Below are 20,639 nucleotides of genomic sequence, written 5' to 3'. Positions count from 1 at the left end.
CCCCTGAAAGGGGCGCCTTCCGTTGCGATGCAAGAGGTCTGGCCGTTCCGGGCCGCCGAGCGTCAGCCGGTGAACAGCTTCGCGGCGGTGATGGCGGTCTGGACGATTCCGTACCCGAGGAGCACCGCGATCAGCAGCCACGACAACCAGAGCCGCCCGGTCTGGCTACCGACGCGCGGCGGCGCGGGCGGCTGGCTGTCCCGCCCGAGCGCGACCGGCTCGGTGACGGTGGCCTTCGCCACCGGCGAGGTCGGCCCTCTGTTCGGTTCGTGGAACCGCTCGGGCACGGAACGGACCAGCAGGTTCGCGATGAATCCGATGGCGAGGATGCCGACCATGGTGAACAGCGCGGGCCGGTACGCCGCCGCGGTGAGGGTGCCGGGCTTGCCCTGCGTGTCGAGGATCCCGTTGACGATCAGCGGGCCGGCGACACCCGCGGCCGACCAGGCGGTGAGGATCCGGCCGTGGATGGCCCCGACCTGGAAGGTGCCGAACAGGTCACGCAGGTAGGCGGGCATGGTGGCGAAGCCACCGCCGTAGAAGGAGATGATGGCGGCGGCGATCAGCACGAAGACCGCTGTCGCGGAGTGACCGGCCACGGCGAGCAGCAGGTACAGCACCATGCCGACGCCGAGGTAGACCATGTAGATGGGCTTGCGCCCGATGAGGTCGGACGTCGTCGACCAGACGAACCGCCCAGCCATGTTGAACAGCGACAGCACTCCCACGAAACCGGCCGCCGCCGTCACCGAGACGGTGGTGGCGGTGCCGTTGTCCCGGAAGAAGTCCTGGATCATCGGGCTTGCCTGCTCCAGGATGCCGATGCCCGCTGTGACGTTGCAGAACAGGACGATCCACAGCAACCAGAACGACCGGGTACGTACGGCGTTCGACGCGGACACGCTCGCCGTCGTCACCAGAGGTCGGGCGGCGACGCTCGCGGGGTCGAACCCGGCGGGCCGCCAGTCCGGCGCCGGAACCCGGACGTTGAACGGGCCGAACATCATGATCACGAAATATCCGATGCCGAAGGTGACGAAGAGCGCCACGAGGGCGTTGCCCGAAGCCACGGCAGCCGGGTTGTTGGGGTTGTAGCCGGAGTCGTAGAGGGAGAGCAGTTGGCGCGCGAGCGGGCCGGCGATCAGGGCGCCGCCGCCGAACCCCATGATGGCCAGGCCGGTGGCGAGGCCGGGGCGGTCCGGGAACCACTTGATCAGTGTGGAGACCGGCGAGATGTAGCCGATGCCGAGCCCGATGCCGCCGATGACGCCGTATCCGAGGTAGAGGAGCCAGAGTTGCTGGGTCGCGATGCCGAGCGCGCCGACCAGGAACCCGAGGGCCCAGAAGCAGGCGGAGACGAACATCGCCCGGCGGGGCCCGTTCCGCTCCACCCAACGGCCACCCACGGCCGCGGACGAACCCAGCATGACGATGGCGATGCTGAAGATCGCCCCGATCGCCGTCTGGCTGGTGTCGAAGTGCGCGATGAGGGAGTTCTTGTAGACGCTCGTCGCGTAGACCTGGCCGATGCAGACGTGCACGGCCAGTGCGGCGGTCGGGATGAGCCAGCGGCTGTATCCCGGGGGAGCGACCGTGTGCCGGGGATCGAAGACCGACAGCATGGGCATCGTCCACACCTCCTGCGGCTGAGTGGGCGGCCGCGACGTTGCCGAGCTGTCCGACCCGGCAGTTGGCCGAGGGGCGCCGCCGCGGTGGCGGCCCGGCGCACGTCTGGCGTCAGCCGATTACCGGCTCTACCTCACGTTACGTGTCGGCCGGTTCGCGCCATGTGGTTACCAGGAAACGCGCGCACGGAGACGTCCCGTGGGCGACATGACCGGCGACGTTATACGGAGACCGACGGATCCGGTCGTTCGGTTCGGGGCACGGCGCCGGTGGTCTCCAGGATGAGCGTCGCGACCAGATCCGGGTCGTCGCTCATCGGCACGTGTCCGCAACGGGGCAGCGTCACCACCCGTGCCGCCGGCAGGCCCGCGCGGGCGCGCTCGGCCTGGTGGACGCCGAAGATCCGGTCGCAGTCTCCCCAGCCGATGGTCACCGGCACCGCCGCGTCGGACAGCCGAAGGCAGTCGAAGCGATAGTCGCGGGCGGCTCTGGCCACGGCGTTGAAGCCGAGCCCGCGTCGCAGGGCGAGCGCGTCGCCCAGCGCGCGCTCGACGTCCAGCAGCGTGGGGCGGGCCATCAGCGGTGCGAAGCACAACGCCCGCAGATACGCCGAGCGCAGCGCGGCCCGCATGATCGTGGTGGGCAGGTACGAGTTGGCCCGCAGCAGCCGGAGGATGGCCAGCGCCCGCCGGCGCTCCGCCGCTGTGAAGAAGCCTGCGGGGGAGAAGGCGGTGGCCGAGGCGACCGCCCCGCTGGCGGCAAGCTCCAGGCTGATCGCCCCACCGAGGCTGTAGCCGGCGACGTGCGGGCGCTCCAGCCCCCACTCGGTCAGGGCCGGTAGGACCCCGGCCACTGTGGCGGCCATGTCGGCGGGCATGCCGGTGCCGGGCACCGGAGAGTTCCCGAATCCGGGCAGGTCGAGCGCGATCACCTCGTGGTGGGCGGTGAGCCTGTCGAACACCGGCTCCCACGCCTGATGGCGGTGACCGATGCCGTGGATGAGCACGAGCGGCTCTCCGCTGCCGGCACGTCGGAAATGAATACTCATGACTGCTCTCCCACCGACGTCCTGCCGAAGGAACGCCCGAGCTGGCGTACCTCGTCCTCCATCTGGTCGACCATGGTCTGGCCCCCGAACCGGGTGATCAACGCGTCCGAGAGGCCGCTCAGCACCACCGGCCGCAGCGCCTGCACGAGGGCGAGCGACCGCGGCACGTACACCTTGCGCTGGCGGCGCTCGATGCCGCGGAGCAGGGCCTCGACGCACTGCTCGACGGGTACGACTGTGGACAGCGGCCACGGCAACCGGCGCAGCGCGGTGCGGAACGATGCCAGGTCGTCACGGATGTCGCGGACCAGGTCGGTGTCGATCCAGATCGGGTGCGCCGTGCCGACGGTGACGCCGCGTGGGCGGGTCTCCAGGCGCAGCACGTTGGCGAACTGCTCCACACCCGCCTTGGACGCGCAGTAGGCGGCCATGCCGGGCATCGCCGTGAAGGCGGCAGCCGACGAGACGATCAGGACGTGGCCACGGGCGGCGGTGACGTGCGGGAGCGCCGCGCTGACAGTGCGGATCGCGCCGCAGAGGTTCACCTCGACGGTACGGATCAGCGCGTCGACCGGTCCCACGGCGACGGTGCCGAGGTTCGCGATGCCCGCGTTGGCCACGACGACGTCGATGCCACCGAAGCGGTCCACAGTGGAGGCAACTGCCGCGTCCAACGCCGCCTGGTCGGTGACGTCACACTCGTACCAGTGCGCGTCGAGGTCGGCGCTGAGCTGCCTGAGCAGCTCGCCTTCCAGACCGACGAGGGCGACCCGGGCCCCGCGGGCGACGGCCTCGCGGGCCAGCTGCGCCCCGATGCCGCGCGCCGCGCCGGTGATGAGCAGGACCTTGCCCGCCAGGTCATACCGCATCGGCGTGCTCCCGCTCCGATTCGTTGGGGGTGTCGCCGGTCGAGGCGATCTGGTAGTCGGCCGGGCGGAACCGGCGCAGCCGCATCCGGAAACTGGTGGCGAAGCCCGGCCAGATGGTGGTGTTCCGGCCGGTGGCGTCGAGGTACCAGCTCGAACAGTCGGTCTGCCAGACGGTGCCGGCCATCTTCTGGTCGATCCGCTCGGTCCAGCGTCGTTGCGCCCGCGCGGTGGGCTCGATGGCCTGGATGCCTCTGGCCCGCATGTGACGCAGCGCCGCGAGCACCAGGTGCAGCTGCGCCTCGATCATCAGCACCACCGAGGTGTGCCCGAGCCCGGTGTTCGGGCCGAGCAGGAAGAACAGGTTGGGGAAGCCGGCGATGGTCGTGCCCTGGTACGCGCGCATGCTGGGGGTCCACGCGTCGCCCAGGCTGCGCCCGCCCCGACCGTGGATGCGCCGTACGACGGGGGAGTCGGTGACGTGGAAGCCGGTCCCGAGGATGAGGGTGTCCGCCCGGTGGTGGACGTCGTCGTCGGTGACGAGGCCATCCGGCACGATCCGAGCGATGCCGGCGGTGACCACGTCGACGTTCGGTCGGGTGAGCGACGGCCAGTAGTCGTTGGAGATCAGCACCCGTTTGCAGCCCATCGCGTACCGGGGGGTGAGCTTGTCCCGCAGGTTCGGGTCAGGAACCTGACGTCGCAGCGTGCGCACTGACAGGCGCGAGGCGAGGCGGTTGACCGCCGGGTGCAGGAAGCCCAGGCCCATGCTCTCGCGTACCAGATAGAGCCCTGCCCGGGCGGCCCGCTGCGCGCCGGGCACGGTGCGGAACGCGGCCTGCTCGACCGTGCTGATCCGGCGCGACATCCTCGGCATGATCCAGGCGGGGGTGCGCTGGAAGAGCGTCAACCTCTCGACCGTCGGCTGGATCTGTGGCACGAACTGGACGGCCGAGGCGCCGGTGCCGATCACCGCGACGCGCCGGCCGGTCAGGTCGTGGTCGTGCCGCCAGCGGGCGGAGTGGAACACCGTGCCGGCGAACTCGTCGATCCCGGGCAGGTCGGGGATGGTCGGGTCGCTGAGCGGGCCGGCGGCACAGATCAGGACCCGGGCGCTGTGGTCGCCGCCGGAGGTGCGCACCAGCCAGCGTTGGCGCTGGTCGTCCCACCGCGCCTCCCGGACCTCGTGGCGCAACCGCAACCTCGGGCGTATCCCGAAGCGGTCGACGCAGCCGCGCAGGTAGTCCCAGATCTCCGGCTGGCTGGAGAAGGTGTTCGACCAGCGGGGGTTGGGGGCGAACGAGAACGAGTAGAGGTGCGACGGGACATCGCAGGCGCAGCCTGGGTAGCTGTTGTCACGCCAGGTGCCGCCGACGTCCTCACCCCGGTCGAAGACGAGAAAGTCGGTGAAGCCGGCCCGCTGGAGGCGGATGGCGGCGCCCAGGCCACCGAAGCCGGCGCCGATGATGGCAACGTCTGTGTCCATTCACTCCTCCGTGAGGCCGGGCGCGGAACTGAGGTCGGCCACGGGCGGCCAGGGGGCGTCGCCCACGCCGGTGATGCGTACGCCGCCCCACGGATCGACCTCGGACAGTCGGGCCGCCCGGACGCGGTCGGCGATGCGTAACTCGACGTCGCGCCGGCCGGAGCGCAGCAGGTGGGCCATCCGTGGTTCGGGCTCGATCCGCCCGCCCCAGTGGAAGCGGCCGTCGACCGGCTCCCACCGCCCGGTGAGGTGCACCCGGACCGGGGTGCCCTCGACACCCGCCGGGCCGTGGTAACTCATGGCACGATCCGCTCGTGGGCGCGGGTGAGTTCGTGCGGCAGGTCGGCGCTGGCCCGCACCCCCTCGATGCCGCTCCACAGCAGAGCGGTCAGGTAGTCGGTGAGGGCGCCGCGGCTGATCGGCTGGCCGTGCGTGGTCCACCAGTCGCCGACCGCCTGCACGAAGCCCACCAGGCCGTACGCCCAGGGCTCGGCGGGACCGGCGTCCAGGCCGAGCGTACGTAGCCGGTCGCCGATCACCCGGGCGAGCCCGGCGGCCACCTGCCGGCTGGTGCCGGCGATAACCTGGTGGATGGCGGGGTCGCCGGACTGGTGCATCAGGAACCGGTAGAGCCTCGGCTCCGACTCGATCACGCCCAGGTAGGCGTCGATCGTCGCCTCGACCAGGTCACGTTCCTCGCGGACCTGTTCGATGGCGGGCGCGATGGTGTCGACCATCCGGGCTGCCACCACCTCGCTGACCGCGACCCAGAGCTGCGACTTGTCGGCGAAGTAGCGGTACAGGACCGGTTTGCTGACGCCCGCGGCGGCTGCCACCTGTTCCATGTCGGCCTCCGGCCCGTGCCGCAGCAGCGCCTGCACGGCGGCCCCGACCAGCTCCTGCCGTCGTTGCTCACGATGGTCCGCCCAGCGGTCTCGGCGGCCGTTGCGCTTCGCCTTCGGATCGCCGTCGGGGGGCGTGGCCGGCGGATCGGATGCATTGACATCGGTGAGCGGCGATTGCATGCTACTACTCGTAACAGTTACTGGTCGTCACGTCAATATGGAGGAGCCATGGAGGCGGCGGAAACCGGGCGTGCGGCGGTCGCCGAGCGACTGCTCACGTCCTCACTACGGACCAGCTACGACCCCACCGTCGAGATCGACTGGGACGCACCGCACACCCCCGGCGCCTACTGGCTCCCGCCACAGCGCAGCAGCCTCTACGGCACGCCACTGTGGGAGCAGTTCAGCGAGGAACAGCGCGTCGAGCTCACCAAGCACGAGGTGGCCAGCGCGGCCAGCGCCGGGCTGTGGTTCGAGACGATCCTCATGCAGATGCTGATCCGGGAGTACTACCGCGCCGACCCGACGAGCCGGCAGGCCCAGTACGCGTTGACCGAGGTCGCCGACGAGTGCCGGCACTCCATCATGTTCGGCCGGCTGATCGAGGCGACGGGTTGTCCGGTCTACCGCGCGAACACCGTCGACCACCACCTCGGGCGCTTCCTCAAGGCCACCGCCAGCGGCCCCCGGATGTACGCGGCGATCCTCATCGCCGAGGAGATCCTCGACGCGTTCCAGCGCGAGATCATGGCGGACGAGTCGCTCCAGCCGCTCATCCGGATGGTCTCCCGCATCCACGTGGTGGAGGAGGCACGACACGTCCGGTTCGCCCGCGAGGAGTTGGCCGCCGCGGTCGCGGCCACCGGCCCGGTGGGCATGGCGTACGCCCGACTGTTGGTCGGTCGCGCCGCCTACACGATCGCCAACCGCCTGGTCCACCCCGACGCGTACTCGGCGGTGGGCATTGCGCCGGCGGTCGGTCGTGCCGCCGCCCGCGCCAACCCGCATTGGCGTGCCACCCTGCGCTGGTCGGCGGCGCGGGTGCACGACCACCTGGCGGGCGTCGGCCTGGTGGCTGGGCCGGGACGCCTGCTGTGGGCCCGGGCCGGGCTGATCTGACAGTTGTCCCTCCGGGGATCGGCATGGGGGCCTGCCGTCTCCGGCCGGACCCCCACGCCACCCGTGGGCTCACTCGCTGCGGGCGAAGCCACCCTTCGGCGCGATGATCTCCAGGTTCGTCCCGTCCGGATCGTTGAAGTACGCGACATCGGTGCCGACCGCCGCCGGCGGCTCCACCTCGCCGGACGCGAACGTGTACGGCTGCCCGAGGAACTCGAACCCGGCCTCGTTCATCCGGTCGTAGACCGCGCGCACGTCGTCGACGTGGAAGCACAGGTGCATCGAGCCCGGCCGGTTGGCAGCCACCTGGGCGGCGTCTCCGACCGGCTCCTGGAACTGGATCAGGTCGATGCCGAGGTTGTCGAGGTTGAACGTGGCGTACCGCAGCTTCGTCGTCGGTAGCCCCTGTGACTGCGCGAACCCGGCGCCGTGCATGCTCTCGTCCCGGACGACCGGTTCCGCGCCGAGCAGGGCCTGGTAGAACGCGACCGAGCGGTCGAGGTCACTCACCGCGATCCCGACGTGCGCGGCCTTCTTCAGCCCGATGGACACGGTCGAGGGATTGGGGAATGCCATCCTGACTCTCCTTACCAGCGCTCTTCGTCGCCTGTGTCGGTGCTGATCTTCCTGGCGTACCCCGGGCGTGATCAGTTCATGCGACGTGGCTGTCAGGCTCGTTCGACCCGCGCCTGCTGGTGATCGGTCAGCCGCAGCCCCACCCCGCGGACGACATCGATGGTCGCCCCGGTGCCCAGGTCGTGCAGCTTGCGGCGCAGCCGCTTGACCAGCGACTGCACGTCCGCCTTGCGTTCGCGCCCCTCGTCACCCCAGACCGACCGGTGCAGCTCGGCGTAGCTCCAGACCCGGGCCGGTTCGGTGACCAGGCAGGTCAGCAGGTCGTGCTCCAGGCGGGTGAGGTCGATTTCACGCTCACCGCAGCGGGCGCTGGAGCGGGCCGAGTCGATCACCAGGGCGGCGACCGGCGCCGGTTCGGACGGGGCCGCGACCTGCTGCGGAGCGGCGATCAGGCGGCGCAGCTCGTCGAGGTCGGCGACCAGCAGCAGCGGTGCGATGCCGTCGAGAAGCTCTGCGAGCCGGATGCGCTCGGCCGGCGACGGGGTCACCGCGATCAGCAGTGGGAACGGCTCGTCGGCCGGATCACCCCTGTTCACCGTTGCCTCGTCCTCGGCCACCGCACCACCCGGGATCGATGGGCATCCCTGCCCAACTCTCGTCACGGTCCTGACAATGATTGGCAAGCGCGCCGCCAGCCAGGGCAACTCTTAGCGACAAGTTGCTCACGGCAAGTTCTTGATCGTCCGTTCTTCTCGATCATAGTGTCCACTCGGGCAACCGGCGTGACCCGCGCGGTGCATGGGGAGGTCCACCATGGCCCATTACACCCTGGGTCGTTCTGAGGGAGGCAGCACCGATGTTCAGACGTCCACAATGGCGGCGCGCAGCCAGATCACTGGTGAGCGCCGGCGCGGCGACGATCCTCGCCGCGACATGCTTGGCCACCATCAGCTCGGGCGCGCAGGCCGCGCCGGGCGGTGCGATGGGGGCGGGCGCCCCGGCAGGGGACAAGATCCGACCGGAGCTCGCCAAGCAGCTCCAGGCCAAGAGTGAAGGGGACTTCTGGATCCGGTTCAAGGACCGGGCGGACCTGAGCAAGGCCAGCGCGATCAAGGACTGGTCGAAGCGGGGCACGGCGGTGGCGGACGCGCTGCGCAAGACCGCCGCCGCGAGCCAGGGCAAGATCCGGGCCGACCTCGACAGCTCGGGCACCAAGTACCAGACCTTCTGGGCCACCAACGCCATCAAGGTGAACAGCGGTTCGCTGGCGATGGCCCAGAAGTTCGCCGGGCACTCGGAGGTCGAAGGCCTCTACGCGCCCGTCGCGTACAAGGTGCCGGAGACGACCAAGGGCACCGACGAGAAGACCGTGAACGCCCTGGAGTGGGGCATCGCCAACATCAACGCCGACGACGTCTGGTCCCAGTACGGCGTCAAGGGCGAGGGCATCACCATCGCGAACATCGACACCGGGGTGCAGTTCAACCACCCGGCGCTGGTGAACTCCTACCGTGGCAACAACGGTGACGGGACGTTCGACCACAACTACAACTGGTTCAACGCCGCCAACGCCACCGGCGCCTGCGCCACCGCCCCGTGCGACGGCGACGGCCACGGTACGCACACGATGGGCACCATGGCCGGCTCCGACGGCGCGAACCAGATCGGTGTCGCCCCCGGGGTGAAGTGGATCGCGGCGAACGGTTGCTGCCCCAGTGACGCCGCTCTGGTCGAATCCGGTCAGTGGATGCTCGAGCCGCTGGACCTCAACGGTCAGAACGCGGACGCGAGCAAGCGACCGAACATCATCAACAACTCGTGGGGCACCCGGGACCCGTCCAACGAGCCGTTCATGGAGGACGTGACGGACGCCTGGACCGCGTCCGGGATCTTCGGTACCTGGTCCAACGGCAACAGCGGACCGGCCTGCCAGACCAGTGGCTCGCCAGGCAGCCTCGTCAGCAACTACTCCACCGGCGCGTACGACGTCAACAACAACGTCGCCGGTTTCTCCTCCCGCGGCGCCGGTCAGAACGGTGAGATCAAGCCCAACATCTCGGCGCCGGGTGTGAACGTCCGGTCGAGCATCCCAGGCAACGCCTACGGCAGCATCAGCGGCACCTCGATGGCCGCACCGCACCTCGCGGGCGCGATCGCGCTGCTGTACTCGGCGGCGCCGTCGCTGGTCGGTGACGTCAACGCGACCCGCGCGCTGCTCAACGGCGCCGCGATCGACGAGGCCGACGACCAGTGTGGCGGCACCGCCGCCGACAACAACGTCTACGGCGAAGGACGACTGGACGCCCTCGCGCTGCTCAACGCCGCCCCGACCGGCGACATCGGCACGCTGACCGGCACTGTCACCGACGCGACCTCCGGCGCCCCGATCGCCGGCGCGACAGTGACGCTCACCGGCCCGTCCGCGCGTGAGCTGACCACCGGTGCCGACGGCAAGTTCTCCACCCAACTCCCCACCGGCGACTACCAGGTCGCCGTCGCGGCGTTCGGCTACGGCAGCACCACCAAGACGGCAACTGTCGCCAAGGGCGCCACCACGACGCTCAACGTCGCCCTCACGGCGGTGCCCAGTGTCAACGTCACCGGAGCGGTCACCGACGGCTCCGGCCACGGCTGGCCGCTGTACGCGAAGGTGACAGTGACGGGCGTGTCCGGTGTCTACGACTACACCACCCCGTCGAACGGCCGCTACAGCATCAAGCTGCCGTCCGGGCAGACGTACACCCTGAAGTACGAGTCGCAGTACCCCGGCTACCAGACCGTCACCAAGGAGGTCGTGGTCGGCTCGGGCAACGCGACCGCCAACGTCGCCGTGCCGGTGGACAGCAGCGTCTGCACCACCGCGCCCGGATACACGACCGGCTCCGACGGTGAGTACGAGACCTTCGACGCCACTACCACGCCGGCCGGCTGGACCGTCGTGGACAACGCGGGCAGCGGTCAGGTCTGGAAGTTCACCGACGACGGCGACCGGGGCAACCTGACCGGCGGCACCGGCAACTTCGCGATGATCGACAGCGACGCCTACGGAGCGGGCACCAGCCAGGACACCTCCCTGGTCAGCCCGGTGGTCGACCTGACCAGCGTCACGGCCCCTGTCATCCGGTTCAACCAGGACTTCAACCAGCTCAACGACGACACCGCCGACGTGGACCTCAGCATCGACGGCGGTGCCACCTGGACCAACGTGCTCCGGCAGGAGACCGACGTCCGGGGACCGAAGCTGACCGAGATCCCGATCCCGCAGGCCGCCGGCAAGGCGCAGGTGCAGGTCCGGTTCCACTACTACGACGCTTCGTACGAGTGGTGGTGGGAGGTCGACAACGTCCTGATCGGCAGCCAGGTCACCTGCGTGCCGCTCGACGGCGGTCTGGTCGTCGGCAACGTCCGCGACAAGAACGACGACAGCTACGTCAACGGCGCGACAGTCACCAGCAAGGACCGGCCCGCGGAGAAGGCCGTCACCGTGGCGACCCCCGACGACCCGGGGCTGGCCGACGGCTTCTACTGGATCTACTCGTCGCTGACCGGCGAGCACCCGTTCACGGCGACCGCCGGCAACTACGTCAGCCAGACCAAGCCTGTCGACGTCGAGGCCGACTGGGCGACCACCGCGAACTTCCAGCTCGCGGCCGGCCGGCTGTCGGTGACCCCGACGCAGCTGAGCGCGACGCTCCAGATGCCCAACGGCAAGACCAGCAAGTCGTTCACGGTGACCAACACCGGCGGCGCGCCGGTCGAGGTCAAGTTCGGTGAGCGGGACAACGGATTCGAGCTTCTGCGGGCGGACGGCTCCACTGTCACCCGGCAGCAGGTGCTCGGGTCCAGCGGCGCACCGGAGCAGCGGCTCACCGTACCGACGTCGTTCGCCGCCAAGGCGTCCGGCAAGGAGGCCAAGGCGGCTGCCGCGGCGGCCGACCCGCAGGCGGCGCCGTGGACCGACATCGCCAACTACCCGGCCACGATCATGGACAACCGGGTGGTGAACCTGGACGGCAAGGTGTACTCGCTCGGTGGCGGCGACGGTGAGGCCTCCACCACCAAGAACTACGCCTACGACCCGGCCGCGCAGACCTGGACGGCGATCGCCGACCTTCCCGGCGCACGTAACGCAGTGACCGCGGGCGTGGTGAACGGCAAGATCATTGTCAGCGGTGGCTGGGCCGACGCAGGCCCGGACTCCGCCACCTGGTCGTACGACCCGGGGGCCAACACCTGGACCGAGCTGGCCGACAACCCGGCGCCGCGGGCCGCGGCCGGCCAGGCCGTCGTCGACGGCAAGCTGTACGCGGTCGGGGGCTGCACGACGGCGGCCTGCCTGCCGATGTCGAACAGCGTCGTCCGGTACGACCCGACCAGTGACACCTGGGAGACGTTGGCCAACTACCCGAAGTCGGTGGCCTTCGCCTCCTGCGGCGGGATCGACGGTGTCCTCTACTGCACCGGCGGCAACGACGGTTCCGTCGCGCAGAAGTCCAGCTACGCCTTCGACCCGGGTGCCAACACGTGGACCGCCGTCGCCGACGCGCCGGCCGACAACTGGGCCAGCTCGTACGCCGTGGCCAGCGGCAAGCTCCTCGTCGTCGGCGGTTCGCAGGGTGGAGCCATCAGCAACGCCGGCTTCGCCTTCGACCCGGCCGCCGGTTCGTGGTCCAACCTGCCGAACTCCAACACCGCGCGGTACCGCGGCGGCGCGGCGTGCGGCTTCTACAAGATCGGCGGCTCGTCCGGCAGCTTCAACGCGGCTCCGGACAGCGAGGTGCTCCCGGGCTTCGAGGGATGCTCCGAGTCGGCGGCCGACGTCAGCTGGATGACCATCGACAAGTCGGCGGTCACCCTCGCACCGGGTGCGAAGGTCACTGTCACCGTCGGCCTGACGGCGAACGTGGACCAGCCGGGCACCTACTCCGGCGCGGTCGCGATCTCCGAGAACACCCCGTACTCGGTGGCACCGGTCGCGGTGACCATGACCGCGAACCCCCCGAAGACCTGGGGCAAGCTCATGGGTACGGTCACCGGCACCAGCTGCCAGGGTGCGACATCGCCGCTGACCGGCGCTGTCGTACAGGTCGACTCGTGGGCGGCGTCGTACACCTTCGCCACCGATGCCGAGGGCAAGTACGCCTACTGGGTGGACCGCCGCAACAACCCGCTCACGATGATCGTGGCCAAGGACGGCTGGAAGCCGCAGACCCGTCAGACCAGGATCGACACCGCCACTCCGACCGTGGAGAACTTCGGGTTGGCGCCCATCAGGTGCTGACACCTGAGCACTAGCCGAAGAAGTCCGGCCCGCCTGGTCCCCGACCAGGCGGGCCGGACCGCGTCCGGGGTTCAGACGGGGGCGAGCCGGAAGCCGACGCCGCGCACCGAGTGGATCGTCGCCGCGGCGTTGAGCCGGGCCAGCTTGCCGCGCACCCGGCGGACCACCGAGTGCATGTCGGAGCCCCGGCCGAGGTGCCGGTTGCCCCAGACCTCAAGGTGCAGGCGCTCGTAGGTCCAGACCTGACCGGGCGCGTGCACCAGGCAGAGCAGCACGTCGTGCTCCAACCGGGTCAGGTCGATCTCCTGGTCGCGCCAGCGCAGCACCCGGCGGTCGGAGTCGACGGCCAGGTCCGGTGGCGGTGGCTGTGGGCTCGGTGCCACCTCGGCGAGTGCCACAGTGGTCGGGGGAGCCGGGGCGGGAGGCGCCTCGACCACCCCGAGGAACTCTCGTGCCTGGTCGACGGTCGAGACGATCAGGAAGGCGTCACTGCCACCGAGCAGCCGGGCCAGATGTCGCCGCTCGGCCGGCGAGGATGCGATGCCGATGACCAGGCTGGCGACTGGAATTCCCTGCATGTGCCAACACCTTCCGGTTCCCCAACTCACTCCGGATGGATTTTTCGCACCGCCGACGGAAAACATCGATCGGCGTCCTGACCCTAGTGGTGGCTGATCTCGGCTGGGTAAAACATAGTTGCATGTAAGCATGTGAATCCCGCCGTGCCGTCCAGGCCCACCCAACCCCACCGCCGACCATGCGCTTTTCCGGAAGCGGTGGGGGTGTTTGTGACAGAACCAAGACAATTCGAGGACGGGGTACGGACCTGCTGGGGCGAGCATGGTCGCCATGTCCATCGGATCGTTGTACTCCGTCGGGCGGTCGACGCCCGGTCCGGCGCGACCGCTGCCCCACGCCCGCGCGGTAGTGCCACTGGGGCTTCGGCTGCTCGCGGCGGCGCTCTGCGGTCTGTTCGCCCTGGCCCTCACCGGCGCCGTCTTCGTGCGGACGGATTCGGGGCAGTGGCTGGACGGGGTGCTCCTGCCGCGCGCCGAGCGGGGCGGAGGGTACGAACAGCAGACCGTGTTGGTGGATCCGGCCAAGAGTGTGCTGGCCACCTTCGGCGACCCGACCCTGATCGCGGTCCTGCTCGGCGTGGTGCTGCTGGTGGGTGTGCTCCGCCGGCGGCTGGTCGCCGGGGTCGTCGGCGTGGGCATGGTCGTCTGCGCGGTGCTGGTGGCCAGCGCGGTGAAGTCGGCGCTGCCCCGCCCGGACCTGCAGATCGAGAGTTCCACCACCCACAACAGCTTCCCCAGCGGCCATGTCGCGGCGGCGACCGCCCTGCTGCTGGCGTTCATGCTGGTCCTGCCGGGGTGGGCCCGAAGGTGGCTGGCGGTGCCGGGCGCGGCGGGTGTCTCGGTGATCGCCTCCGCCACGATGATCGCGGGCTGGCACCGGTTCAGTGACGTGCTCGGTGGCGTACTGCTGGGGGTGACGGTGTTCTGCCTGGCCGCAGCCGCGTTGGCGGCCTGGCCCGGCGACCGCGACGCGGCCGGCGGTGCGGACGGCGGCAGCCTCTGGCGCAGGCTGGCCGAGACGGCAGTCGGGCTGGTCGTGCTGGTCTGGGCGCTGGTGGTGGTAGTGCCCGGCCTGGCCGCGTCGGTGCAGCGCGGCTTGCTGGTCGCCATCGTGGCAGCGGCCGCGTCGACGATGTTCCTGGTGGGAGCTGTGGTGTTCCTGGTGCGTTCGACGGATTTCGCGGTGCCGCTCTCCCCGCAGAGCCCTGAGTCGTCGCCATCGACCGAAACCCGAAACATCTCATGATGGGATACTTGACGACATGTCCCAGGTGCTGTTGATCGAAGACCACCAGACGGTGCGCGACGGACTGCAGTTGGCGCTCACCCGACAGGGCCACAGCGTGCATGCCGTGGGCACCGGTGAGCAGGGGTTGGAGCGGCTGCGCACCACCCCGTCCGATGTCGTGGTCCTCGATCTCATGCTGCCCGGGATGGACGGGTTCGAGGTCTGCCGCCGGATCCGACAACTCGGCGACCTGCCGATCATCATGCTCACCGCCCGCAACGACGACATGGACGTGGTCGCGGGCCTGGAGGCCGGCGCCGACGACTACGTGGTCAAGCCCGTGCAGGCCCGGGTACTGGAGGCACGCATCCGCGCGGTGCTGCGACGCACCGGTGGCGACTCGCGGCGCGGCGGCGACCGGGCCGGCCTGGAACAGCACGGCGCGTTGACCATCGACCGGGCCGCGCTCGTGGTCAGCAAGGACGGAACGCCGATCAGCCTCGCCCCGACGGAGCTGCGGCTGCTGCTCGAACTCTCGCACACGCCGGGCCAGGTGCTCAGCCGCCAGCAGCTGCTGGAGGCCGTCTGGGAGCACGGCTATCTCGGCGACTCGCGACTCGTGGACGCGTGTGTCCAGCGGGTACGCGCCAAGATCGAGGCCGATTCGTCGGCACCGCTCTACATCCAGACCGTGCGTGGTTTCGGATACCGGTTCGGGCCGTTGTGACACTGTGGCGCCGGGTCGGCGCGTGGGTCTCGGGTCTACGGGTCCGGCTCGTCCTGGCGTTCGCGCTGCTGGGCGTGACCACGACGGTGGCGGTGGCCGGTGGCAGCTACTTCCAGGCTCGGAACGTCATCCTCCAACAGGCGCAGGACGCCGCGGTGATGTCGCTGACCGACCAGCTCACCAAGGTCTACCCGATCGCCCAGCTTCCGCCGACCCAGGACGACCTCGAACTGTTGGCCCAGCGCCTCAGCGACCGGGAGAGCTTCGCGGTGGTCATCTACCGGGACATGCGGGCCCAGGGCGGCTCCGAACTCGCCGACCCGCTCACCCCCGAGCTACGGCAGAAGGTCCGTGACGGTCGCATCGCCTGGCAACGGGTCTCACTCGCCGGAGAGCCCGCGCTGCTCATCGGTACCCAGTTGGCGTTGGACCGCGCGGACGGCACGTCCCGCCCGTCCGGAGTGGAGGTCTACTCGGTGCGCAATCTCGTGCCCGAGCAGCAGAGCATCGACCAGCTCGCCACCAGGGCGTGGCTGACCGGTGGGTTGTCCCTGGTCCTCGCCGTCTTGCTGGCCCTGCTGTCCGCCCGCGGAGTCCTGCGACCCGTCCGCGACCTCAGCCGGGCGGCGCGCCGCCTCGGTGAGGGCGACCTGAGCACCCGGTTGACGGTCCGGGGCGCCGACGAACTGGCCGATGTGGCACGGACCTTCAACGACACCGCGGGCACGCTGGAGCGGCAGGTCGGCGAGCTGCGGCGGTTGGAATCCGACGCCCGCCGATTCGTGGCCGACGTCTCGCACGAACTCCGGACGCCGCTGGCCGCGATGACGGCGGTCACCGACGTGCTCGACGAGGAGGCGGAAAACCTGCCCGGGGACGCGGGCCGGGCCGCCCGGCTGGTCAGCCAGGAGACGCAGAACCTCACCCAACTGGTCAACGACCTCATCGAGATCAGCAGGTTCGACTCCGGCACCGCGCGGCTCGCCCTGGACGACGTGGACGTGGCCGCGGCGGTGACCGCGACCCTGCGGATCCGCGGCTGGCTGGACCGGGTACGAACGGAACTGCCACCTGGCATCGTGGCCCGGCTCGATCCCCGCCGACTGGACGTCATCGTCGCCAACCTGGTCGGCAACGCCTTCCGGCACGGTGCCGAGCCGGTGTCGGTGCGACTCAGCGCCGACCCGGACTGGGTCACCATCGAGGTGGCCGACCGGGGGCCCGGACTGGACCCGGAGGTGTTGCCACACGTCTTCGACCGCCTCTACAAGGCCGACACCGCGCGAACCCGCTCCGAGGGCAGCGGCCTCGGCCTCGCCATCTCCTGGGAGAACGCGCGCCTGCACCGCCACGGCGAGCGACGGGGGAGTCTCGTCGCGGGCAACGGCACCCACGGCGGTGCGGTGTTCACCCTCCGCGTGCCCCGCCAGACGGTGGACACCGGAGGTGCCCGGTGACCGGCCGACGAACGGGCCGCGCGCTGCTCGCCGGCGGACTGCTTCTGACGCTGCTCGCGGCGGGCTGTGGGGTACGACCCAGCGCGGTCATCACCGGTCGCCCGTCGATCAGCGGCCCCGCCCAGGGGACCTGGCTCTACCTGCTCGCGCAGGGCGAACTGGTGCTGGTCCTCCGCTCGGTCAACACGGACCCGTCGCCCGCCGCCGCGCTCTCGCTGCTCGCGGCCGGACCGCAGGAGAACGAACGCGCGCAGGGATTCACCAGCGACGTCCCGGCCGGGCTCGACCCGGTGACGGTGACGGCGGGAGCCGATCAGTCCGGTGACCTCACGGTGCGGGCGAACATCGCCGCGCGGGCGTTGTCAGCGCACGCGGTCGACCAGATCATCTGCACGACGGTCGCCGCCGCGGCGCAGGTCAGCGCGGCGAACACCAACACCACCGTCACCATCGTCGGGTCCGACGGCGCCCGAGGGCCTCGGGCGTGCCCGATCAGGTGACCGGGCACCGCCCACTGCCTCACACCAGGTCGACCGCTCGGGCCGGCCGGGGCAACCCGCTGGGGTGGCCGTGGTCCTGGTCGGCGAGCGCGCCGGCGATCAGGATGTCGATCAGCGCGGCGAACTCGATGCCGGCCTGCTGCCAGATCTGCGGGAACTGTGACGCGGCGGTGAAACCGGGGAACGTGTTGACCTCGTTCACGATGGGCTCGGGCGACCCCTCGGTGGGCAGGAAGAAGTCGACCCGCAGCAGCCCGCGGCAGTCGAGGGCCTGGAAGGCGCGGACCGCGCGGTCCTGGAGCACCTCGGTGGTCGCCGCGTCGAGCGGGGCGGGAATCTGGAAGATCGCCCCGCCGTCGTACTTCGCGTCGTAGTCGAAGAAGCCGGCGCCGGTCACCCGGATCTCCAGCGGCGGGCCGGCCTGCACCCGGCCGTCCGGGTGCTGGAGGACGGCCACGTCGATCTCGCGTCCCCGTGCCCCCTGCTCGATGAGCACCTTCGGGTCGACCTGGCGGGCCTGCTCCAGCGCGGCGGGAACCCCCGCCCAGTCGTCCACCTTGACCACGCCCAGGCTCGACCCGGCGCGGGCCGGCTTCACGAACACCGGCAGTTCCAGCCGACGCTGGTCCTCGGGCGACAGGGCCTCACCGGGACGCAGGGTCACCCCCGGGCTGACCCGCAGGCCGTCCGCAGCGAGGAGCCGCTTGGTGACCCCCTTGTCCATGCCGGCGGCGCTGGCGAAGACGCCGTTGCCGACGTACGGCACACCGAGCCATTCCAGTAGCGACGACACGGTGCCGTCCTCCCCGTACGGGCCGTGCAGGGCGGGGAACACCACGTCCTGGGCGCGCAGGACCCGCAGCGCCGCAGGAAGGGGCGTCGGTCGACCGCCGACGTGCCATCCGCCGTCGCGGTCGATGAGCACCTCGGTGACCTGGTACCGCTCACGGTCCAGGTGGGCGAGGATGCTCGCCGCCGAGCGGCAGGACACGTCGTGCTCGCCGCTCTGCCCGCCGTACAGCACTGCCAGTCGGGTTGTCATGAATTCCGTGCCCTTCCGTGGAGGTGCTCGCGGGCCACCCGGGCCCCGATGCCGGTCAAGATCTCGTGTGGGTTGGTGTCGGCCCAGCGGGCCCACTCGACGACCGTCGGAGGGCGCTGGTCACCCTCGCCGGGGCCGAACACCACGACCGGGTCGCCGATCGTCACGGGAAGATCCCCGACGTCGACCACGCACTGGTCCATGGCGATGCGCCCGACGATCGGGCACCGGCGACCGGCGAGCCACACCGAGGCGCGACCGCCCGTGGCCCGGGGCAGCCCGTCGGCGTAGCCGAGCGGCAGCAGCGCCAGTGTGGTCGGTGCGCCGGTCACGTGCTCCGGGCCGTAGGAGACGCCAGTGCCGGCCGGCACCCGCTTGACGTTGACGACTCTCGTTCGCAGGGTCATCGCGGCGTGCAGCCCGAACTCGCCGGGACCGCTCGCGCCGAACGGGTCCACGCCGTAGAGGGCGATCCCGATCCGGCAGAGGTCGAAGCGGGTCCGTGGGGCGGAGAGCGCGGCCGCCGAGTTGGCCAGGTGGACCAGGTCGGGGTCCAGACCAGCCGACCGCGCGGTCCGCAGCGCCTCCTCGAAGATCGCCACCTGCTGGCCGAGTGCCGGGGCGCCCGGCAGGTCGGCGTCGGCGAGGTGGGACCACACCCCGCGCACCCGGATCCCACCCTCCCGTTCGTACTTGCGGGCCCAACCGACCAACTCGGGCCAGTCGTCCCCGGCGGCCCCGTTGCGGGACAACCCGGTATCCGCCTTGAGCTGCACCATCGCCGGTACGCCGAGCAGACGGGCCGCGTCGGCGACGGCGTGCAGGTGCGTCGTCGTGGACACGCCGACGTCGACGTCTCCCTTGATCAACATACCGAAGTCGTCATCCGGGCCGTGCAGCCAGCTCAACGTGGGCGCGGTCACACCCGCCTCGCGGAGGGTCAGCGCCTCGGCCGAGGAGGTCACCCCCAGCCAGGAGGCCCCGGCGCGCAGCGCGGACCGGGCCACCTGCACCGCGCCGTGGCCGAATCCGTCGGCCTTCACCACTGCCATCAGTCCGGTGCCGGTGACCGACGCGATCGTCCGCACGTTGCTGACGATCGCGTCCAGGTCGACAAGGGCTTCGGCGAGGGCGCTCATCCGGCCACCTCCACCCGGCGCTGGCCGGGAAGCGCGAACAGCCAGCCCGCGTGCACCGCCAGCAGCCCGCGGTGGATGGCCAGGCTCAGCCCGATCACCAGCCCGCTCAGCAGAATCGGATAACCGAGCACGATCAGGCCCTGAGCAGACCCACCCAGCCCGGAAACCGGTACGAGCAACAGCCGGTGCAGCAGGGCCAGGACCGGCATGTGAACGACGTAGATCGGCAGGGTGATGCGGCCGAGCCTAGCCAGCGGCCTACTGAGCGCCGACCACCGGGCCAGCCGGGCAGCGGCGGTTATGCCGAAGATCACTGCCACGCAGGAGACCGCCGTCCATACCCCGAACCATTGCTGGGCGCCCGCCGCCGCCATCGCGACGAGCGCCAGGACGTAGGCCCCCGAGGTCAGCAACAGCCGGCGGCGGGTGGCGGTGCCAGCCCACCTCTGGATCTGCGGCCGCAGGTGCAGGCCGGCGAGGAAGAAGACCAGGTTCTGGTAGAGGCCGGCGCGGTTGCCCGGGGTGTCGAGCAGTCCGGCGGCGGCCACGGCGGAGAGCGCTGCGGCGGGGACCAGGACCAGCGCCCCGGGCACTCGACGGGTCACCTTGGCGATCGTGAAGTACAGCGCCAGGGCATACAGGTACCAGAGGTTGGACGGCGTGATGGTGAACTGCTCCAGCAGACCGAGCGCCGAGGTGGCACGGTCGGTCGGCAGGTCCGGCGCGGCGGCGAGGACCACTGTGTGGATCAGCAGCCAGACGGCGTACAGGTAGAGGAACCCGGCGATCCGGCTGCGGGCGACGACCCGCCACGGCCGCTGGGCGGCGTTCGCCGCGAAGACGCCCGAGATGGTGAAGAACAGTGGCATCCGCAGCGGAAGGAACTGCTCACCCAGCGTTCCCCAGAAGCCCGGCACCGGTACGCCGACGTGCCAGTCGATCTGGAGGTAGTCCTTCACGACGACGTGCCACAGGACGACGAGGATGATGCAGACGCCCTTCGCGGCATCCGCCCACTCGGCTCGCTGTGGTCGTCCCACGGCGAGGGTGTTCCTGGTCCGGTGACGGAATCGGACGCGCGTCGCGTCGGACTCCACGACGGTGGGCCTGGACTCGGTGCG

At 70.5% G+C, this 20,639-nt stretch carries 18 protein-coding genes; 6 read left to right on the top strand and 12 right to left on the bottom strand.

Translation table 11 applies throughout. The features are described from left to right. Positions 1 to 62 precede the first annotated feature (62 nt). The 6 genes from IW249_RS28210 to IW249_RS28185 all read right to left on the bottom strand — a co-directional run bounded on the left by IW249_RS28210 (position 63) and on the right by IW249_RS28185 (position 6,051). Positions 63 to 1,622, bottom strand: coding sequence for an OFA family MFS transporter (locus tag IW249_RS28210; protein ID WP_196924994.1), 1,560 nt, complete (start codon positions 1,620 to 1,622; stop codon positions 63 to 65). A 224-nt stretch (positions 1,623 to 1,846) separates the two neighbouring features. Then, positions 1,847 to 2,674, bottom strand: a complete 828-nt coding sequence (locus tag IW249_RS28205; protein ID WP_196923532.1) for an alpha/beta fold hydrolase — start codon at positions 2,672 to 2,674, stop codon at positions 1,847 to 1,849. Continuing rightward, positions 2,671 to 3,543 carry an SDR family oxidoreductase gene (locus IW249_RS28200; RefSeq protein WP_196923531.1) on the bottom strand — a complete coding sequence of 291 codons (873 nt, stop codon included), beginning with the start codon at positions 3,541 to 3,543 and terminating at the stop codon, positions 2,671 to 2,673. Before IW249_RS28200 ends, IW249_RS28205 begins: the two co-directional genes overlap by 4 nt. Beyond that, positions 3,533 to 5,026, bottom strand: coding sequence for a flavin-containing monooxygenase (locus IW249_RS28195; protein WP_196923530.1), 1,494 nt, complete (start codon positions 5,024 to 5,026; stop codon positions 3,533 to 3,535). Before IW249_RS28195 ends, IW249_RS28200 begins: the two co-directional genes overlap by 11 nt. Beyond that, positions 5,027 to 5,326, bottom strand: coding sequence for a DUF4873 domain-containing protein (locus IW249_RS28190; protein ID WP_196923529.1), 300 nt, complete (start codon positions 5,324 to 5,326; stop codon positions 5,027 to 5,029). Next, positions 5,323 to 6,051, bottom strand: a complete 729-nt coding sequence (locus IW249_RS28185; protein WP_196923528.1) for a TetR family transcriptional regulator — start codon at positions 6,049 to 6,051, stop codon at positions 5,323 to 5,325. The genes IW249_RS28190 and IW249_RS28185 overlap by 4 nt, the downstream gene beginning before the upstream one ends. 48 nt (positions 6,052 to 6,099) lie before the next feature. Between IW249_RS28185 and IW249_RS28180 the strand changes: the two genes are divergently transcribed. After that, positions 6,100 to 6,990 (top strand): AurF N-oxygenase family protein, encoded by an 891-nt coding sequence (locus tag IW249_RS28180; RefSeq protein ID WP_196923527.1) that lies wholly within the window; start codon positions 6,100 to 6,102, stop codon positions 6,988 to 6,990. 69 nt (positions 6,991 to 7,059) lie between these two features. Here the strand turns inward: IW249_RS28180 and IW249_RS28175 are convergent, their stop codons facing one another. Together IW249_RS28175 and IW249_RS28170 are read right to left on the bottom strand one after the other, a co-directional pair. Next, positions 7,060 to 7,566, bottom strand: coding sequence for a VOC family protein (locus IW249_RS28175; RefSeq protein ID WP_196923526.1), 507 nt, complete (start codon positions 7,564 to 7,566; stop codon positions 7,060 to 7,062). 92 nt (positions 7,567 to 7,658) lie between these two features. Beyond that, a complete protein-coding gene (locus tag IW249_RS28170) occupies positions 7,659 to 8,183 on the bottom strand; it encodes a winged helix-turn-helix domain-containing protein (RefSeq protein ID WP_307788733.1) in 525 nt (174 codons plus the stop codon). 320 nt (positions 8,184 to 8,503) lie between these two features. Here IW249_RS28170 and IW249_RS28165 point away from each other — a divergent pair, with 320 nt between their 5' ends. Beyond that, complete coding sequence (locus IW249_RS28165) at positions 8,504 to 12,847, top strand: S8 family serine peptidase (protein ID WP_231392680.1); 4,344 nt, start codon at positions 8,504 to 8,506, stop codon at positions 12,845 to 12,847. Between the two features lie 71 nt (positions 12,848 to 12,918). On the opposite strand, the gene IW249_RS28160 is transcribed toward IW249_RS28165, so the two are convergent. Beyond that, on the bottom strand, positions 12,919 to 13,425 hold the full coding sequence (locus IW249_RS28160; protein WP_196923524.1) for a winged helix-turn-helix domain-containing protein: 507 nt from the start codon (positions 13,423 to 13,425) through the stop codon (positions 12,919 to 12,921). Between the two features lie 271 nt (positions 13,426 to 13,696). Between IW249_RS28160 and IW249_RS28155 the strand changes: the two genes are divergently transcribed. From IW249_RS28155 to IW249_RS28140, 4 genes are read left to right on the top strand one after another with little or no spacing between them, the layout of a single operon-like run. Beyond that, positions 13,697 to 14,671: a phosphatase PAP2 family protein gene (locus IW249_RS28155; protein WP_196923523.1), complete on the top strand. Its 975-nt coding sequence runs from the start codon at positions 13,697 to 13,699 to the stop codon at positions 14,669 to 14,671. A 16-nt stretch (positions 14,672 to 14,687) separates the two neighbouring features. After that, complete coding sequence (locus IW249_RS28150; protein WP_196923522.1) at positions 14,688 to 15,380, top strand: response regulator; 693 nt, start codon at positions 14,688 to 14,690, stop codon at positions 15,378 to 15,380. Next, positions 15,377 to 16,837 (top strand): ATP-binding protein, encoded by a 1,461-nt coding sequence (locus tag IW249_RS28145; protein WP_307788732.1) that lies wholly within the window; start codon positions 15,377 to 15,379, stop codon positions 16,835 to 16,837. Before IW249_RS28150 ends, IW249_RS28145 begins: the two co-directional genes overlap by 4 nt. Next, positions 16,834 to 17,337 carry a hypothetical protein gene (locus tag IW249_RS28140; RefSeq protein WP_307788731.1) on the top strand — a complete coding sequence of 168 codons (504 nt, stop codon included), beginning with the start codon at positions 16,834 to 16,836 and terminating at the stop codon, positions 17,335 to 17,337. The genes IW249_RS28145 and IW249_RS28140 overlap by 4 nt, the downstream gene beginning before the upstream one ends. Before the next feature lie 19 nt (positions 17,338 to 17,356). On the opposite strand, the gene IW249_RS28135 is transcribed toward IW249_RS28140, so the two are convergent. The 3 genes from IW249_RS28135 to IW249_RS28125 are packed head-to-tail and all read right to left on the bottom strand — an operon-like array spanning position 17,357 to position 20,558. Next, on the bottom strand, positions 17,357 to 18,379 hold the full coding sequence (locus IW249_RS28135) for a D-alanine--D-alanine ligase family protein (RefSeq protein WP_196923521.1): 1,023 nt from the start codon (positions 18,377 to 18,379) through the stop codon (positions 17,357 to 17,359). After that, positions 18,376 to 19,518 (bottom strand): alanine racemase, encoded by a 1,143-nt coding sequence (gene alr / locus IW249_RS28130; protein ID WP_196923520.1) that lies wholly within the window; start codon positions 19,516 to 19,518, stop codon positions 18,376 to 18,378. The genes IW249_RS28135 and alr overlap by 4 nt, the downstream gene beginning before the upstream one ends. Next, the gene (locus IW249_RS28125) at positions 19,515 to 20,558 is read right to left on the bottom strand and encodes an acyltransferase family protein (RefSeq protein WP_307788730.1); all 1,044 of its coding nucleotides are present in this window, start codon (positions 20,556 to 20,558) and stop codon (positions 19,515 to 19,517) included. Before IW249_RS28125 ends, alr begins: the two co-directional genes overlap by 4 nt. Positions 20,559 to 20,639: the final 81 nt, after the last annotated feature.

Source organism: Micromonospora vinacea, from assembly GCF_015751785.1.
Classification (GTDB): domain Bacteria; phylum Actinomycetota; class Actinomycetes; order Mycobacteriales; family Micromonosporaceae; genus Micromonospora; species Micromonospora vinacea.
This window is presented reverse-complemented; position numbering and strand designations above follow the sequence as displayed.